General features: G+C 63.8%; 16 protein-coding genes. 10 read left to right on the top strand and 6 right to left on the bottom strand.

All coding sequences use genetic code 11. From position 1 onward, the window contains the following. Window positions 1-102 precede the first annotated feature (102 nt). From GJB56_RS07755 to GJB56_RS07725, 7 genes are all read left to right on the top strand, one after another. On the top strand, window positions 103-1,485 hold the full coding sequence (locus tag GJB56_RS07755) for a hemolysin family protein (RefSeq protein ID WP_019748444.1): 1,383 nt from the start codon (window positions 103-105) through the stop codon (window positions 1,483-1,485). Next, window positions 1,478-2,566 carry a hemolysin family protein gene (locus GJB56_RS07750; RefSeq protein WP_003944826.1) on the top strand — a complete coding sequence of 363 codons (1,089 nt, stop codon included), beginning with the start codon at window positions 1,478-1,480 and terminating at the stop codon, window positions 2,564-2,566. Before GJB56_RS07755 ends, GJB56_RS07750 begins: the two co-directional genes overlap by 8 nt. Window positions 2,567-2,569: 3 nt before the next feature. Further along, the gene (locus GJB56_RS07745) at window positions 2,570-3,448 is read left to right on the top strand and encodes a hypothetical protein (protein ID WP_020907755.1); all 879 of its coding nucleotides are present in this window, start codon (window positions 2,570-2,572) and stop codon (window positions 3,446-3,448) included. Window positions 3,449-3,466: 18 nt separating this feature from the next. Continuing rightward, a complete protein-coding gene (locus GJB56_RS07740) occupies window positions 3,467-4,780 on the top strand; it encodes a CoA transferase (RefSeq protein ID WP_020969619.1) in 1,314 nt (437 codons plus the stop codon). 31 nt (window positions 4,781-4,811) lie between these two features. Further along, window positions 4,812-5,288 carry an OsmC family protein gene (locus GJB56_RS07735; protein WP_019748441.1) on the top strand — a complete coding sequence of 159 codons (477 nt, stop codon included), beginning with the start codon at window positions 4,812-4,814 and terminating at the stop codon, window positions 5,286-5,288. Beyond that, entirely contained in the window at window positions 5,281-6,315 is a 1,035-nt protein-coding gene (locus GJB56_RS07730; RefSeq protein WP_113683628.1) for a nucleoside hydrolase, read from the top strand. The genes GJB56_RS07735 and GJB56_RS07730 overlap by 8 nt, the downstream gene beginning before the upstream one ends. A 230-nt stretch (window positions 6,316-6,545) precedes the next feature. After that, window positions 6,546-7,493: a sulfite exporter TauE/SafE family protein gene (locus GJB56_RS07725; RefSeq protein WP_019748438.1), complete on the top strand. Its 948-nt coding sequence runs from the start codon at window positions 6,546-6,548 to the stop codon at window positions 7,491-7,493. 61 nt (window positions 7,494-7,554) lie between these two features. Here the strand turns inward: GJB56_RS07725 and meaB are convergent, their stop codons facing one another. Genes meaB through mutA form a run of 3 tightly spaced genes read right to left on the bottom strand, consistent with a single transcriptional unit; the run spans window position 7,555 to window position 12,709 of the window. Further along, on the bottom strand, window positions 7,555-8,547 hold the full coding sequence (gene meaB / locus GJB56_RS07720; RefSeq protein ID WP_003945003.1) for a methylmalonyl Co-A mutase-associated GTPase MeaB: 993 nt from the start codon (window positions 8,545-8,547) through the stop codon (window positions 7,555-7,557). A gap of 17 nt (window positions 8,548-8,564) precedes the next feature. Continuing rightward, on the bottom strand, window positions 8,565-10,817 hold the full coding sequence (gene scpA / locus GJB56_RS07715) for a methylmalonyl-CoA mutase (protein WP_019748436.1): 2,253 nt from the start codon (window positions 10,815-10,817) through the stop codon (window positions 8,565-8,567). Continuing rightward, a complete protein-coding gene (gene mutA / locus GJB56_RS07710) occupies window positions 10,814-12,709 on the bottom strand; it encodes a methylmalonyl-CoA mutase small subunit (RefSeq protein WP_020969616.1) in 1,896 nt (631 codons plus the stop codon). The genes scpA and mutA overlap by 4 nt, the downstream gene beginning before the upstream one ends. A 423-nt stretch (window positions 12,710-13,132) precedes the next feature. Between mutA and GJB56_RS07705 the strand changes: the two genes are divergently transcribed. Genes GJB56_RS07705 through GJB56_RS07695 form a run of 3 tightly spaced genes read left to right on the top strand, consistent with a single transcriptional unit; the run spans window position 13,133 to window position 15,057 of the window. Then, entirely contained in the window at window positions 13,133-13,840 is a 708-nt protein-coding gene (locus tag GJB56_RS07705; RefSeq protein WP_166655130.1) for a TVP38/TMEM64 family protein, read from the top strand. Between the two features lie 31 nt (window positions 13,841-13,871). After that, window positions 13,872-14,468: a hypothetical protein gene (locus tag GJB56_RS07700; protein ID WP_003944858.1), complete on the top strand. Its 597-nt coding sequence runs from the start codon at window positions 13,872-13,874 to the stop codon at window positions 14,466-14,468. A 55-nt stretch (window positions 14,469-14,523) separates the two neighbouring features. Beyond that, a complete protein-coding gene (locus GJB56_RS07695) occupies window positions 14,524-15,057 on the top strand; it encodes a hypothetical protein (RefSeq protein ID WP_003944797.1) in 534 nt (177 codons plus the stop codon). A 36-nt stretch (window positions 15,058-15,093) separates the two neighbouring features. Here GJB56_RS07695 and GJB56_RS07690 read toward each other — a convergent pair whose 3' ends face one another. From GJB56_RS07690 to GJB56_RS07680, 3 genes are read right to left on the bottom strand one after another with little or no spacing between them, the layout of a single operon-like run. Continuing rightward, the gene (locus GJB56_RS07690) at window positions 15,094-16,377 is read right to left on the bottom strand and encodes an SPFH domain-containing protein (protein ID WP_003944935.1); all 1,284 of its coding nucleotides are present in this window, start codon (window positions 16,375-16,377) and stop codon (window positions 15,094-15,096) included. Next, window positions 16,377-16,808, bottom strand: a complete 432-nt coding sequence (locus GJB56_RS07685) for an NfeD family protein (RefSeq protein ID WP_113683626.1) — start codon at window positions 16,806-16,808, stop codon at window positions 16,377-16,379. The genes GJB56_RS07690 and GJB56_RS07685 overlap by 1 nt, the downstream gene beginning before the upstream one ends. Window positions 16,809-16,850: 42 nt before the next feature. Further along, entirely contained in the window at window positions 16,851-17,678 is an 828-nt protein-coding gene (locus tag GJB56_RS07680; RefSeq protein WP_003944813.1) for a DUF3097 domain-containing protein, read from the bottom strand. Window positions 17,679-17,688: the final 10 nt, after the last annotated feature.

Genomic DNA, 17,688 nt, shown 5'->3' with positions numbered 1-17,688 from the left:
TTATCCGAGGAATCGTCTGATTCCGCTGGTTCGGAGGGCTCCTCTAGCGAGCCGGGAGACAAACCCGGCGGCCCCCTTGCACACCTCAGGTGGCGATGACACATGGACATCGTTTTCACCATTCTCAGCCTGGTCGGCTTCATCGCGCTGACTGCAGGCACCGCCCTCTTCGTGGCGGCCGAATTCTCACTGACCGCGCTCGAACGCAGCACCGTCGACGAAGCTGCTCGTGGCGGCGACCGACGCTCGCGGCAGGTTCAACACGCGCACAAGACTCTCTCGTTCCAGCTCTCCGGCGCTCAGCTGGGTATCACGATCACAACCCTGATCACCGGTTACCTGGCCGAGCCCGTTCTGGCACGGTTCATCACACCGGTCACGAAGGCCGTCGGGCTCAGCGAATCCGCTGCCTCGACAACGTCTTTGATCTTGGCGCTCGTGATTGCGACCTCGTTCTCCATGATCTTCGGTGAGCTCGTACCGAAGAACCTCGCAATCTCCAAACCGATGCCCACCGCCCGCGCGACTGCGGGCCTGCAAGCGGGCTTCTCGCTGATCTTCCGGTGGGCCATCAACGGCCTCAACGGAACCGCCAACTGGATTGTGCGACGCCTGGGCATCGAACCCGCGGAAGAATTGCGCTCGGCGCGATCACCGCAGGAACTCGGGTCCCTCGTGCGGACGTCCGCGCAGCGCGGGTCCATCGACAAGGGCACGGCGATGCTCGTCGACCGTTCGCTGCAGTTCGGTGACCGCACCGCAGAAGAGCTGATGACTCCGCGAGTGAAGATCGAATCGCTGGAACTCTCGGACACCGTCGCAGACCTGATCGTGACGGCGTCGCGAACTGGCTACTCGCGCTTCCCCGTCGTTCGCGGCGATCTCGACGACACAGTCGGCGTCGTACACATCAAACACGCGTTCACCGTTCCGGCCGAGCGCAGGCGCACGACGCGCGTCGACAGTCTGGCTCAACGTGTTCCCGTCGTGCCGTCGAGCCTGGACGGAGACACCGTCATGGAGCGGATCCGCTCCGACGGCATGCAGGTCGCTCTTGTCGTCGACGAATACGGCGGAACAGCCGGCATCGTCACGATGGAAGACCTCATCGAGGAAATCGTCGGTGATGTGCGCGACGAACACGACGAACCCGAACTCGACGTACAGCGCGTCGGCGACGGCTGGTCGTGCTCCGGTCTCCTGCGCATCGACGAGGTCACGTCGGCAACCGGATACACCGCGCCCGAAGGCGACTACGACACGCTCGGCGGTTTGGTGCTCACCGAACTGGGCCGAATCCCCGACGAGGGTGACGAAGTGGAATTGCCCGACGTCGACTCGTCCGGTGATTCCCGCGGCAAGTGGATCGCCCGAGTGACCAGTATGGACGGCCGTCGTATCGACCGAGTGACCATCACGCCGGTCCCGGCACATGTCGAACCCGAATCCGCAGACGACGACACGAAGGAGTCCGACGATGAATAACCTCTTCGGTGTACTCCTCACCGTCGTGCTGCTCGCCGGTAACGCATTCTTCGTCGGTGCGGAGTTCGCGCTGATCTCCGCACGACGCGACCGCCTCGAGGCACTTGTCGCGCAGGGTAAGAAGCGGGCACTCACGGTCATCAAGGCCGGTGAGAACCTCTCGCTGATGCTTGCGGCAGCTCAGCTGGGCATCACGATCTGCTCGATCCTCCTCGGTAAGGTCGCCGAGCCCGCCATTGCGCACCTCCTCGAGGTGCCGATGGAAGCCGTCGGCCTTCCCGACGGATTGCTGCACCCGATTTCGTTTGCGATCGCGCTCTCGCTGGTCGTCGTGCTGCACATCCTGCTCGGCGAGATGGTGCCCAAGAACATCGCGTTGGCGGGCCCCGAGAAGACGGCCATGCTGCTCGTTCCCGTGCATCTGGCGTTCATCAAGATCGCTCGCCCGATCATCGCGTTCTACAACCTCTGCGCCAACGGAGTACTCAAGCTCCTGCGCGTCGAACCCAAGGACGAACTCGATGTCACTGTCTCGGCGGTGGAGTTGTCCGCGATGATCGGTGAATCGCGATCCGAGGGTCTGATCGACGCCGAAGAACACCGGCGCTTGAAGCAGGCACTCGAATCGACAGATCGCACCGTCTCCGAGGTCCTGATCACCCTCGACAAGGTGCGGACCATTCCCCTCACGCCGTCGGGAACAACACTGGGTGAGATCGAGCGTGCGGTCATCGAGACCGGATACTCGCGTTACCCGGTCCGAGCGAGCGACGGATCGCTGGCCGGGTACGTGCACCTCAAGGATGTGCTCGACGAGGTGCTCGACGAAGCTGCCGGGCCGGACACCGTCGTTCCGACATCGGATATCCGCCCGTTGCCCATCGTTCCGCTCAGCACGCCGCTGGCCGAAGCGTTGGCCGGCCTTCGTCGGGCCAGCTCGCACCTCGGAGCAGTCACGGACGCCGACGGAGTCGTGATCGGTATCGTCGCGCTCGAGGATCTGCTCGAGGAGTACGTCGGAACGGTTCGCGACGGCACGCACCGCGGCACAGATGCTGTTCCCGGACAAAGAAACAGCTGATCGATGACACGTTCGGTGCATTCACTCGCACTCGCGCAGAGCGAGTGGACGGTTCGGCGGGCACTTCACCTCGAGGAGGTGGAAAAGCTCGTCGAGCCGCACCGAGCGCGTCGTAGCGCCGGTATCTCTCACCCGGTGCACGACTTCCTCTTCACGTACTACAACTTCAAGCCCGCGCAACTGCGCCGCTGGCACCCCGGGTACGGAGTCGCACTCGAGAACGCCGGCGAATACGCAGCCTTCTCCGGCTACCGCGTCGACGAATCGGGTACCGCGACGGTCGAGGCCGCCGTGCTGGAGCGTCGGCGTCACACAGTCGAATTCGTGTGGAATCTGTTGAATCAGACGTCGGCGCGGCCCGCTGTGCTGGGCTGTTTCGGCCTCCACGAATGGGCGATGGTCTATCGCGGCGGCGAGGACGCGATCCGTCACCAGTCAGTGCCGCTGCGGCTCGGGTTCGCCGGTACCGACGCGGTAGTCGAATCCCTGCCACTCAAATGCACGCACTACGACGCGTTCCGGTTCTTCACACCGGACGCGGCCCCCAAGAACTCGCTCCCGCTTGCACGCGAAACCCAGATCGATCACGAACAGCCGGGCTGCCTGCACGCCGGTATGGATCTGTACAAGTGGAGCTTCAAGTTGTTGCCACTCGTGGATTCCGATCTGGTGATGCGGTGCTTCGAACACGCGCTCCTGGCCCGTGAACTCGACATGCGCGCGAGCCCATACGACCTCGCCGAGTACGGGTACTCCCCCATTCGTATCGAAACTCCCGCGGGCCGCGCCGAATACGTGCGTCAGCAACAACAGTTGGCGGATCGTGCTGCGCCGCTCCGCGATACGCTGGCAGAGAAGTGCCGGGAGCTTCTCGGCCACTGAACTGCCGAAAGGCGCCACATGGATCACGGGTACGGGTTCTATCTCGACGAATACCAACGTGACGTCGGGGTGCACACCGACGACCGACGCGGCCACATCGAATGCCCGGACTCGGCGGGCTTCCTTGCGGCGCACTTGCCGGTGTTCGACCTCGCTGCAGGCTCAGTCGCGGCCTTCGCCTCGGCAATTCATCGGTCAACCAGCCCGGGCGACGGACACTGGACCCTCGATCCCGAGCGCATCGCCGCGTCCTTCTCGAGCGATCGACTGTTCCGGATCGGCGGCGAACCGATCAACGGATTCTCCGAATACTCGGGGTTCTTTGCCGCCCGCGACGGTTGGGTCCGCACGCACGGCAACTATCCACACCATCGCGACCGCCTGCTCGCCATCCTCGAACTCGACCATGGATCACCTAAAGATGCAGTGGCGCAACGGATATCCGAACTCAGCGCCATCGAGATCGAGCAGCAGGCCGCCGAGATCGGCGCCATCGCGGTCCGTGTTCGTACCGAGACCGAGTGGCGCCTGAGTGAGCAGTGCGCAGCTGCGAGGTCTGAGCCTCTGGTATCCATCCGAGTACGCGACGAGGGAAAACCCCGCACGCATCCGACGCGCCCACGTGTTCTCGACCTGACCCGCGTCATCGCCGGCCCGGTCGCGACCCGTGCCCTCGCGCTGGTCGGCGCTGACGTTCTGCGGATCGACCCTCCGGCGATCCCCGAGATCGGATGGCAGCACCTCGACAGTGGCCAGGGCAAGCGGTCGGCGCTTCTCGACCTGAAGTCCTCGGCAGAAGCGGCAGCATTCCGCGAACTCCTCGACACCGCAGACGTACTGGTCACCGGCTACCGTCCGGGCGCACTCGAAGCACTCATCGGGCAGGATCTTCCCGCCCACCTGATTCACGGGCGCGTCAGCGCATGGGGATGGGAAGGTCCGTGGGCGAATCGCCGCGGCTTCGACAGCATCGTGCAGGCCGCATCCGGTATCTCGTTCCTCGAGGGCGGCGAGAAACCGGGCGCACTTCCAGCGCAGGCCCTCGACCACTCGACCGGATACTTCTTGGCAGCTGGGATCCTCGACGCGTTGACGCTGCGCTCGCACGACGGCCGTGGCCGCGATGTCGACGTGTCATTGGCCAGCACCGGCGCCCGTCTTCTCGACGCACCCGGCCGAACCGTCCATCCCGGTCTACCGACCGCTCCCGGCCTGAATGCTGTTGTCAACCATGCCGACGTGACCACCGCACGACCCGCGCTGGCAGAGTTCGAGGACTACCCCGAACCATCCCATCCGTGGGGATCGGATCGGGCGGAGTGGGCACACTGAGGGACCGGCACATTCAGGGCAAGATGGACCTGTGAAGTCACATACCTACACACTCGACCTTCAGTGGACGGGCGATCTGGGAACCGGAACGTCCAGCACGCAGGGATATTCGCGCAATCATGCAATATCCGCGGTCGGAAAGCCGGAACTTCTCGGCAGCTCCGATCCCTCGTTCCGCGGTGACGCGCAGCGATGGAACCCCGAGGAACTGCTCGTTGCCTCCCTCGCCCAATGCCACATGCTCTGGTACCTCGGTCTGGCAGCTGCCGCTGGGGTCGTCGTTCTCGACTACAGCGATCAGCCGGTCGGCAGCATGATCGAGGAATCCGATGGCGGCGGCCAGTTCATCGAAGTGACGTTGAATCCGACGGTATTGGTCGCGGAGGCGTCGATGGTCGAGAAGGCCGAGGAGCTTCACGGCCCCGCACACACGAAGTGCTTCATCGCTCGGTCGGTCAACTTCCCTGTCCTGCATTCACCGACGATCCTGGTGGCCACCGATGAGTGATACGCACAAGCTCATCGTCGACGTCGACACCGGCATCGACGACTCGTTGGCGCTTCTCTATCTCCTTGCCAGCCCCGAAGCCGAGATTCTGGGGATTGCGAGCACCGCCGGCAACGTTCCGGTGGAACAGGTCGCGGCCAACAACTTGAACTGGCTTGCGCTCTGCGGCGCCCCGGACATCGAGGTTGCACTCGGCGCCCGCGAGCCACTGGTCATCCCGTTGCGCACCACCGAGGAGACTCACGGTCCGCAAGGGATCGGCCATGCCGTCCTCCCCGATTCGGGTCGCAAGCGCTCGGTCCGAACGGCCACCGACCTCTGGGTGGATCTCGTGCGTGAGTACCCCGGACAACTCACCGGATTGGTGACGGGGCCGCTCACCAACCTTGCGCTGGCGATCAGACGTGAACCCGATCTGCCGTCTCTGCTGAAGCGACTGGTCGTGATGGGTGGGTCGTTCAACTATCCGGGCAACACGACGCCGACCGCGGAGTGGAACGTCTCGGTGGACCCGCACGCCGCCAAGGAGGTGTTCGACGCGTTCTCCGTCGTACCCGCGCACCGGCGCCCGATCATCTGCGGCCTCAACGTCACCGAATCCATCGAGATGTTCCCCGAACATGTGCGTCGGCTCGCCGACGCTGCCGGGAGCACTCCGGAAGAGATCATCTCGCCTGACGACGGCCCCGACGTCCGCAGTTCCGCGTCCAACAGCGTGATCAGGCATATGTCCGACGCGATCCGGTTCTACATGGAATTCCATCGTGAATACGACCAGGGCTTTCTTGCTCACATGCATGATCCCTTTGCTGCTGCCGTCGCGCTCGATCCGAGCTTGGCGACGCTGAAGCCGGCAACGGTAGATGTCGAAACCGAGAGTCCACTGCTGATCGGAACGACGGTCGCGGACTGGGTCGGGCACTGGAAGCGTGAGCCCAACGCGGATATCGCGGTCAGCACCGATCCGGCGGAATTCTTTGATCGACTTGTCCACCGAGTGGGAAATTACGCCCGCGTCGTGGGTTGACCGAGCCGGGCACCGGCTATGCTCGCATGGACAGAACACCAACGAACGAGAACAAAGGACCTGACGTGCAGATTTCCAGCCACGATGCCTCCCCGGCATTTGCGCTCGGATTGATGGCGTTCTGGCCCACTCGTCGTAGCGCATGCTTCGATCAGGCGTGTTGCTGAGCGGCGATTCTCGCTGCCTGCACCCCTGACTTTGTCGCTTCTTCGCTCGGAGTCTGTCTTCTCATGTTCAACCTTCTTTTGTTCACCCTTGTCGGCGTCGGCGCCCAGCTCGTCGACGGCGCCCTCGGTATGGCCTTCGGTGTCACCGCAACCACTCTGTTGATGATCGGTGGCCTCGGTCCGGCTCAGGCCAGCGCCGCTGTTCACCTGGCCGAGGTCGGCACCACCCTCGCTTCGGGCGTGTCGCATTGGAAGTTCAAGAACATCGACTGGAAGCTCGTCGCCAAGCTCGGTGTGCCCGGCGCAGTCGGTGCATTCATCGGCGCAACCGTGCTCTCGGGTCTGTCCACCGAAGCGGCAGTCCCCATCACGGCGACGATCCTGCTGGCCATCGGTATCTATGTGGCACTTCGCTTTTCGGTCCGCCCACCGGCCGTCGCGGATGCTCGTACCACTCCGCACACTGCACGTTTCCTGTCCCCACTCGGCCTGTTCGGTGGTTTCATCGATGCATCCGGCGGTGGTGGTTGGGGTCCGATCACCACCAGCACGCTGCTCTCGCGGGGCAAGACCGCGCCGCGCACCGTGATCGGCTCGGTCAGCGCCTCGGAGTTTCTGGTCGCGTCAGCCGCGTCGCTGGGATTTCTTGTCGGATTGGGTCGTGAGTCTGCTGGAAACCTCCTCGTTGTCGCCGGTCTCGCGCTCGGCGGTGTCATCGCTGCCCCGTTCGCGGCGTGGCTGGTCAGCCGCGTGCCTGCAACCTTGCTCGGAACGGCGGTGGGCGGCGTCATCGTGTTGACCAACGCACAGAAGCTGTTCAAATCCTTCGACATCACCGGGGCGGTCACAGTGGCCGGCTACCTGGCCATTCTCGGCGCGTGGGCAGCGTTGCTGTTTTACGCGTGGAAGCGGTCCACGCTCACCCCAGCCGAGGCAGAAGGCGATTTCACGGGAGTCGAACTCGCTGTCGAGAACGAACTCACCGAGCCTGCGGTCAAACGCGAACGATAGCTCGTCACAGAAGAAATCCCGGGTATCCGCTGTCGGATACCCGGGATTTTGTTTTTTCGCCCTAGTTGCTTCCGTCGAACGCGTCGAGAATTCGCCCCGCCGCCAACGCTGCTGTCAGCGAACCGTCACGCACGCTCTGCTCGACGTCGGCCCGGATCGCACGCACCCGATCGTTGCTCGAGAGCCTGCGTAGCAGCTGATCGTTGACCATCGTCCAGGTCCAATCGACCTGTTGCTTGCGACGCTTCTCCTCGAACTGTCCTGCTTCGGTGAGCACCTCACGGTGTTTGGTGACAGTTCCCCAGAACTCGTCCAGCCCGACACCCTCGAGGCCGCTCATCGTGATGACGGGCGGCTTCCAGATGGCGTCGTGCGGGTAGATCAGGCGAAGCGCTCCGGCCAATTCGCGGGCAGCACCCTTTGCCTCGCGCTCATGCTTTCCATCGGCCTTGTTGACCGCCACCAGATCTGCGAGCTCGAGGACACCCTTCTTGATGCCCTGGAGCTGATCACCGGTACGAGCGAGGGTCAGGAACGTAAAGCAGTCAACCATGTTGGCAACAGTGACTTCGGACTGGCCGACACCCACCGTCTCCACCAGGATGACGTCGAAACCGGCAGCTTCGAGAAGCACGATGGTCTCGCGGGTTGCCTTGGCAACACCACCGAGCGTGCCGGACGTCGGTGACGGCCGGATGTACGCATTCGGTTCGACGGTGAGCCGAGCCATGCGTGTCTTGTCGCCGAGAATCGAGCCGCCGGTGCGGGTGGACGACGGATCGACCGCCAACACCGCAACCCGATGTCCCTTGCCCAGCAAGTACATTCCGAGCGCGTCGATGAACGTCGACTTGCCGACGCCGGGAACGCCGGTGATGCCGATCCGGTGCGCTCCCCCGGCCTCGGGCAGCAACTTCAGTAGAAGCTGCTGCGCAAGGGCCCGGTGGTCGTCGCGAGTGGACTCGACGAGGGTGATCGCCCGAGCGAGGCCGGCACGCTGATTTCCGCGTACCGCCTCGGCGAGGGAATCAATGTCGATGGGCTGACGTGCCATCTTCAGTGACCCCCTTCTCAGCTGTGGTCGTGACCCAGTTGGGCGGAGAGCTTCTCCAACAATCCGCTGGCAGCGTCGGCGATGACGGTGCCGGGCGGGAAGATGGCAGCAGCGCCGGCCTCGTAGAGTTCGTCGAAGTCACCGGGCGGAATGACGCCGCCGACGACGATCATGATGTCGGGTCGACCGGCCGCAGCCAGAGCCTCCCGCAGGGCCGGCACCAAGGTGAGGTGACCGGCTGCCAACGACGACACACCGACTACGTGGACGTCGTTGTCGGCCGCCTGATTGGCGACCTCTTCGGGGGTCTGGAACAGCGGTCCGACGTCGACGTCGAATCCGATGTCCGCGAAGGCCGTGGAGATGACCTTCTGGCCACGGTCGTGACCGTCCTGGCCCATCTTCGCGACGAGAATACGGGGACGACGTCCCTCGTCCTCGGCGAACTTCTCGACCAGTTCCATCGCCTTGCTGATGTTGCTCACCGTTCCTGCCTCGTCGCGGTACACACCACTGATGGTGCGGATCTCGGCCTGGTGGCGTCCGTACACTTTTTCGAGGGCGTCGGAAATCTCGCCGACGGTAGCCATCGCGCGGGCGGCGACAACAGCGAGGGCGAGGAGGTTGTTCTCCATGCCGCCTTCGGTGGATGCGGCAGCGCGGGTGAGGTTCGCGAGTGCGGCCTCGACGGCTTCCGGATCACGTTCTGCGCGAAGGCGAACCAGCTTCTCAAGCTGTTCCTTGCGGACCTTGGAGTTCTCGACCTTGAGAACTTCGATGGTGTCGACCTCGTCGGGAACGTACTTGTTGACGCCGACGAGCGGCTGCCGACCGGAGTCGATGCGTGCCTGGGTGCGGGCGGCAGCTTCCTCGATGCGCAGCTTCGGGATGCCTTCGTTGATGGCCTGAGCCATTCCGCCGGCTTCCTCGACCTCTTCGATGTGCTTACGAGCCCGGTTGGCGAGTTCGTTGGTGAGCCACTCGACGTAGTACGAGCCGCCCCACGGGTCGATGGGACGCACGGTGCCGGATTCCTGCTGCAGCAGCAACTGGGTGTTACGGGCGATGCGGGCGGAGAAGTCCGTCGGCAGTGCGATGGCCTCGTCAAGTGCGTTGGTGTGCAGCGACTGAGTGTGGCCCTGGGTGGCAGCCATGGCTTCGACGCAGGTACGCGGAACGTTGTTGAAGACGTCCTGCGCGGTCAGGGACCAGCCCGAGGTCTGCGAGTGGGTACGCAGCGAGAGCGACTTCGCGCTCTTGGGATCGAACTTGGCAACAAGCTCGGCCCACAGGAGGCGTCCGGCGCGGAGCTTGGCGACCTCCATGAAGAAGTTCATGCCGATGGCCCAGAAGAAGGACAGGCGAGGTGCGAACTTGTCGATGTCCATACCGGCGTCGAGGCCGGCGCGGATGTACTCGACGCCGTCCGCAAGGGTGTACGCCAGTTCCAGATCGGCCGTCGCTCCGGCTTCCTGGATGTGGTAGCCCGAGATGGAGATGGAGTTGTACTTCGGCATTTCCGCGCTGGAGTACGCGAAGATGTCCGAGATGATCCGCATCGAGGGCTTGGGCGGATAGATGTAGGTGTTACGAACCATGAACTCTTTGAGGATGTCGTTCTGGATCGTTCCGGCCAGCTTGTCCGGGGTGACGCCTTGCTCGCCTGCCGCGGCGACGTACAGCGCGAGAATCGGGAGCACAGCGCCGTTCATCGTCATCGAGACCGACACCTGCGAGAGGTCGATTCCGTCGAAGAGCTGACGCATGTCGAGGATGGAATCGATTGCGACACCGGCCATTCCGACGTCACCCGCAACGCGAGGGTGATCGGAGTCGTAGCCGCGGTGTGTGGCGAGGTCGAAGGCGACCGAGAGGCCCTTCTGACCGGCCGCGAGGTTACGACGGTAGAACGCATTCGACTCCGCGGCAGTGGAGAATCCGGCGTACTGGCGAATGGTCCACGGCTGGTTCACGTACATGGTCGGGTACGGACCACGCAGGAACGGCGCTGCGCCCGGGAAGCTGTCGAGCGGGTAACCGGACTCGGCGGCGGCCGTGCGGTCCGCACCGGTGTACACCGGCTTGACGTCGATGCCTTCCGGGGTGGACCAGACAACCTGCTCGGCGGCGTAGTTGTTGGCGTTTGCGCCCTCTTCGATGAGCGCCTGTGCCTGCTCGACCGACGGCGGTGTGGGTGCCGGAGACTGCGGGTCCTCGAGTGGGACCTCGGCGAAACTGCCGATCACGTGCTTGACCTCTCGTGTCGTCACTTGGAGCTTCCCGTCTCGATGAAGTCGAGCAGTTCGGTCAGAGCCGACACTGCGTCGATGCGGGCTGTGAGGAATCCGTCCGGGCGAGAATCGCCGGTCGCGTCGGCGACTGCCTTTTCCGGTCCTGCGAGCAGCACCTTGGTGATGCCGGCAGCGCGAAGTTCGGCGACGGCCGCTGCGGCGCTCTCGCCGTAGCGCTTGTCCGTGCCGCACAGCACCGCGACGGTGGCACCGGAAGCCTTGACGGCTGCGGAGATGGCTTCTGCGCCTACCTCGAGGGGGCCGGGGTTGACTGCGTCGATACCACCCGAAGCGAGCAGGTTGGACGCAAACGTGGTGCGCACGTTGTGTTCTGCAACCGAGCCCAGCGGCGCGAGAAGCGCGGTGGGACGGGCGCCGCCGGCGGCGAGGAACGCGTCCGAACGGTCACGAAGCGCTTCGAATGCAGCTGCGTAGCGGGCGACGGACTGGCCGGGCTCGACGGCTTCGGCGGACAGCGGCGTTTCGCCGAGGTTCGGGAACTCGTTGACACCGGTGACCGTGGTCTTACGGTGTGCGATGTCGGAGTCGCGCTTGGCCTTCGTGGCAGCGATACGACCGGAGACGATTCCCGCTTCGAGTGCCGCCAGATATCCGCCGGCTGCTTCGATTTCCTGGAAGAACTCCCACGCGGTGGCGGCGATCTGCTGCGTCAGGTCCTCGACGTACCAGGAGCCCGCCGACGGATCGAGCACGCGGCCCAGGTGCGACTCCTCGAGGAGAAGCAACTGCGTGTTGCGCGCGATGCGCGAGGAGAAGGACTTGCTGACACCAAGGGTGCCGTCGGCCAGGGCGACGTCGAACGGAAGAACAGTCACTGCATCTGCTCCGCCGACGCCGGCGCCGAATGCGGCGAGGGTCGTGCGCAGCATGTTCACCCAGGGATCACGCTGAGCCATCATCGCGGCGGAGGTGACTGCGTGCTGCGGCGCTCCACCGAAGTCGGAAGCTCCACAGACCTGAGCGATGCGGGCCCACACGAGACGTGCGGCGCGGAACTTCGCGATGGTCTGGAACTGATCGTCGGTTGCCGAGTAGCGGAAAGCCAACTGCGACAACGCAGCACCGATGGTCAGACCGCTCTCTGCGGTGAGTGCGCGGAGGTATTCGAGTCCGGCGGCAATCGCGGCTCCGAGTTCCTCGGCGTCGCCGGCACCCGCGTTGTGGAAGGCCGTGCCGTCGACGGTGATCGCGTGCACGGTTTCCGCGCGAGCTGCAGCGAGGGCGGCCAACTCGACGGCGCCTGCAAATTCGACGTCGGCTGCGCCGGAGAACGAACTGGTCAGCGGCGCTGCACCGAGGTGGACTCGGATACTGCTGCGATCACTGACGCCGTCGCCGGCTTCGCCGCGAGCATCGAGGAGAGAGAAGAGTGCGCGGGCTGCATCGTTCACCTCGGCGCCTGCGTCGAGCGTGAGCGGTGCGAGGTCGAGAAGAACGCCCTCGAGCGCAGCGGCGAGGTCGGTGACCGGAACGCCGTCGGCGCCCACCTTCAACCAGAGTGCGCTGACTCCGTTTTCGAGGGCGTCCAGGATGGCGCGATTAGTCTCGGCCGCCGAAGCGGTTCCGAATGCAGCGGAAACCAACCAACCGGCATTGACATCACGGTGAGCGTCGACGCCACGCACGTACGGAAACGTGCCCGGCAAGCTCTGCTCGGGACGCTCGTCGCGTGGGCTGTAGAGCGGTGCGACAGTGACACCGTCGTAGGTGACGGTTTCGAGCAGTTTCTGTGGCTCGGGGCCCAGCTCTGCCGCATCGACTCTGCGGGACTTGGCGAGCACACCGGCTACGGAGCGCTGCCACTCCGCGTACGCCTGCTCGACAGCCTCGGCTTCTGAAGCTAATGACACTGTGTCCGCTCCCTCTCATTTTTTGCGTGAGCGCTTTACCGATAATCGGATTTGTTCGTTAGTTCTGTGATGCTAACCCGCGGTTGAGCCCAGATATCGTGAGGATCACGTCATGTTCTTCACAGGGCTGTTCGCGGCCACTTTCCGACCGGTCAGACGACGTGCAGATTCGGTCGTTCGTGCACGTGTGACCGGCCCTTACCTAGCGATTGTTCAGCATGTTTACGGGTTACCCGCGAGTTCGTTTCACTGGCCGGGACTACAGGTGAAGGCCACTCCGAAAGCCTAGTGGTTTTCGTCACAGCGCCGTTTCATTGTCGCCTGGAGCACGTCGCTTTCCCGCCCCCGTGGCAATGTTCGACTCACGATTGCGGGTCGGCAGTCGGCCCGGTTCACCGTTCGCAGGTAGCCTTGTGACCTGTGATGGGACGCCTGCTGGACCGAAGATTGATCGCAATAGTCCTGGTAGTGCTCGCTTTGTTCCTCGCAGCCCTCCTCGCCCCACATCCCACGGTGTCCCAGGTGCGAGAGTGGGCGGACTCGGTTGGCCCGGCGTTTCCCCTCGTGTTCTTCCTGGTTCATTCGATAGTCACCGTCGCGCCGTTCCCGCGCACTGTCTTCACCCTCAGTGCGGGGGTTCTTTTCGGCTCGGTGACCGGCATCGCCCTTACCGTGGCGGCAACGACTGTGAGCGCGGTTCTGGCCCTCTACCTGGTCCGCGCGATCGGCCGTGACGTCGTGTGGCAACGGATTTCGAGTCCGACGATCCGGCGGGTGGACGAACGGATCGAAAAGCGGGGGTGGCTGGCCGTCGGCTCTCTGCGCTTGATCGCGTTTGTCCCCTTCTCGGTGGTGAACTACTGCTGCGGCATTTCGTCGATCCGGATCGTGCCCTACATCCTTGCCACCGTCGTCGGCATCTTGCCCGGCACTGTTGGGATTGTCGTTCTGGGCGATGCGCTCTCCGGCGAAGCCGATCCTCGTCTCCTGATTCTGTCCGGGATCTGCATTGCGATCGGCATCGCCGGTCTGGTGTTCGACGCTCGCCGTCAGCCTTCGCCGGGCGAAACCATCGTCGACAGCGGTCAACCTCAAGAGGTTGATTTGATTGAGTCAACCCAAAACGATTGACTATTGACAGTCAACTATCTAGCATTGACCAATGTTCGTACTGACAGTGGATCAGCGAGGTAGCCGACGCGATGTCGACCGCGTCGGGGACATCATCGACGACATGGCCGATCGCAGGCTCCTGCGGCCGTTCGAGCGCACGGCGGGCGACGAGATTCAAGCGGTGACCGACGATCCGGCTCTACTCGTCCTCGTCGCACTCGAGCTGATTCGGCGCGAGCACTGGAGTGTCGGGATCGGGATCGGTCCCGTCGAGCAGCCTCTCCCACGGCAGACCCGGGCCGGACGCGGACCGGCATTCGAAGCTGCTCGGATCGCCGTCGAGCGAGCCAAGCGAGCTCCGGCCAGAATTGCCGTCGAACAGGCGCCGGCCGACAGCTCACGCGACGAACTCGCCGCCGATGTCGATGCCGCGTTCACCTTGCTCGGAACGATTGTCACGAGACAGACGAAGGACGGACGCGAAGCCATCGCTCTGATGGACAGCGGACTCACTCAGGTCAGCGCGGCGGCCCACCTCGGAATCACCAAACAGGCCATGTCCAAGCGACTCCTGACAGCCGGGTGGCACGCAGAACTCGCCGGGCGCAGACTCGCAGAACGACTTTTGGTCAGACTCCAGCCCTAGACTGCTCACGCTCGCACCGGTACAAACTCGTCGACACAGCAGGGGGCTCGAATACATGGTCGTTCTGGCGTTGATCGCGCTCGCCGTCGCCGCCGCGGCACCAGCAGTTGCAGCGGCACTGGGACCGCTCAGTCGTGGTCGACTGGAAGTCCCCGAATGGGCGTCGTCCGTGGTGGCTCTTCCGGCGCTGGGTGTTGCCGCACTGGCATCGACCCGAACGACCCCGGTCACCGGTTTCGCTCTCGGGGCGACGCTTGTCCTGTGCGTACTTGCCGCCGCCACGGCCGGTGCACCGTTGGTACTTGCCACCTTCAAGATCGCTCGTCGCCAACCGGACGGGAGCCCGGCACCGGACGCCGGACCTCTTCGCGGCGGACGTGTGATCGGCATCCTCGAACGGCTCGCGGTGGCGGCGTCGATTCTCGCAACCTGGCCGGAGGGGATCGCGATCGTCTTGGCAGTCAAGGGGCTCGCACGGTACCCGGAACTTCGCGAACCTCACGCGTCCGAGCAGTTCATCATGGGAACTTTCGTCAGTGTCCTCTGGGCGATCGCTGTATGCGGAACGGGACGGGCACTCATCACGTAGGTGACGAGTGCCCGTCCCGATTACTACGAGAGGAGCCTACCGGCGCTGGCCGCCCTCCGGCGGCTGATCCTGGTAGGGGTACTTCTGCTGGAACTCTTCGCGTTCGGACGGCAGCGGTAGCTGACCGGGCCAAGGATTTTCACTCTGCTGCGGCAGCGCGGGATCTACGAATCCGGGCTGCTCGGGCGCACTTTCACGGAGGTGCCTGACCGCAGCTGCCGGATCTTCGACGGGAGTACGTGCAGCAACTTCAGCGGCGCGGACTGCTTCTGCGATAGCCGGATCGGATTTCGTTTCGAACCACTCCGCCACCTCAGCTGAATCGTCCTCAGGGTTGGGAAGATTCTCTTCGGCGGCCGGCGGCTCGTAACGGAAGACACCGTCCTGCCCCTGCGCGCCAAGCGTTTTCGCAAATCCCTTCAGTGCGTCACCGAAGTCGCTGGGCACGAGCCACACCTTGTTCGCATCGCCTTGCGCCATCTGCGGCAACGTCTGAAGATACTGGTATGCAAGCAATTCCGGAGTCGGCTTACCGGACTTGATAGCAGCAAAGACCTTCTCGATGGCCTTGGCCTCGCCTTGGGCCTGCAAGTACTTGGCCGCGCGGTCACCTTGAGCCCGAAGAATCTGGGACTGACGCTCACCCTCGGCGTTGAGGATCGAGGCCTGCTTGTTGCCCTCGGCGGAAAGAATCTGGCTCTGCTTGGCACCCTCGGCTGTCTTGATAGCGGATTCGCGGTGGCCTTCAGCCGTCAGAATCATCGCGCGCTTCTCGCGGTCCGCCTTCATCTGCTTTTCCATCGACTCCTGGATGGAGGGCGGAGGATCGATGCTCTTGAGTTCGACGCGGGCCACTCGCAGGCCCCAGCGGCCGGTCGCCTCGTCGAGGACACCACGAAGCTGACCATTGATGGAATCACGCGAGGTCAGCGTCTCTTCGAGGGTCATTCCGCCGACGACGTTTCGCAGCGTCGTGGTTGTCAACTGCTCGACGGCAGCGATGTAGTTGCTGATCTCGTACACCGCAGCTTGCGGATTGGTGACCTGGAAGTACACCACCGTGTCGATGGACAGTGTCAGGTTGTCCTGGGTGATCACCGGTTGCGGTGGGAAGGAGACCACCCGCTCACGAAGATCCACCTTGGCGCGCACACGATCGGCGAACGGGATCAAGAATGTGAGCTGACCGGACACCGTCTTCGAATACCTACCGAGCCGCTCGATCACCGCGGCTTCTGCCTGCGGTACCAGTGCTACCGACTTCGCGACCACCAAGATCACGAATAGCACCAACACACCGAGCACTATGAGTGCTGCCATTAAGGTCCCCTCCAGACGACTGCTGTTGCGCCGTTGATTTCCATCACCGTCACCTTGGTGCCCGGCGGGTACACCTCGGTGGTGTCGTACGGCCTGGCAGTCCACACCTCGCCGTCCAACTTGATCTGCCCGGAATGCTCGCCCACTTCTTCCAGAACCAGAGCGTGCTTACCTTCGAGTGCCTGAATTCCGGTCGGGGTCGGTGGCGGACTACCGAAGCGACGCAACATGATCGGTCGCACGCCCAGGACGAGGGCGGCGGAGAACACTCCGAACATGACGGCGTCGACCCACACCGGGAAGTCGGTGACAGCACTGACACCGGCAGTAGCGAGCGCCCCACCGGCGAGCATCAGCAGGAAGAAATCCCCCACCAGCGCTTCGGCCCCGGCGAGCACCAGTGCTCCGATCAGCCAAATAAGTGCAGCCACAACACCATCTAACCAGAATGTGTGACCCAGGCCGCCGCTACGTCAGTTCGGCTCGGTAACGAAATCGACAAGTTGTTCGACGGCACCGATCAAGGGAGCTTCCAGATCGCGGAAGCTCTCGACCGAGTTGTAGACCCGCCGCCAGCCCTCCTGAGGTGTCCCCCAGCCCAGTTCGCGGCAGATTCCCGTCTTCCAATCCTCGCCGCGTGGAATCTTCGGCCAGGAGGCGATTCCGACAGATTTGGGACGAACGGCCTCCCACACGTCGATGTACGGATGTCCGGTCACCAACACGTTCGGGCCGAGGCCCTGAGTCAGTTGGGTTTCCTTGGAACCGGTGACCAGGTGGTCGACGAGGACACCGACACGGCGGCCGGGGCCCGGCCCGAATTCGGCAAGCCGCTCCCCCAGATTGTCGAGCCCTTCGAGATGTTCGACGACAACACCTTCGACGCGAAGGTCATGGCCCCACACCCGCTCGACGAGGGCAGCATCGTGTACTCCCTCCACCCAGATCCGGCTGGGCAGTGCCGTGCGTGCACGTAAGCCTTCGACTCGGGTCGAACCCGAAGCCGATCGTGCGGGTTTGGTGGACGCGGGCTTGGGGGCCGGGCGAACGAGGGTGACCGGTGAGCCGTCGATGAGGAAGGCCGCCTCGCGCATCGCGAACAACCGCGTCCGGGAACGCCCGTCCTCGAGTCGCACGAAATCGCCGTCGTACGTGCGCTCGAAACCGACTACCGCACCGCAGAATCCTGTCGCCGCATCCTCGACGACAAGATCACGTTCGGCCGCCACTTCAGGCGTCACGCGCTTCTGTTTGCGGGTATGACCCGCAAAAATGTCACCGTATCCGTTGCCACCGCTCACGCCGGATCAC

The organism is Rhodococcus sp. AQ5-07 (genome assembly GCF_009707305.1).
GTDB classification, from domain to species: Bacteria; Actinomycetota; Actinomycetes; order Mycobacteriales; family Mycobacteriaceae; genus Rhodococcus_F; species Rhodococcus_F erythropolis.
This window is presented reverse-complemented; position numbering and strand designations above follow the sequence as displayed.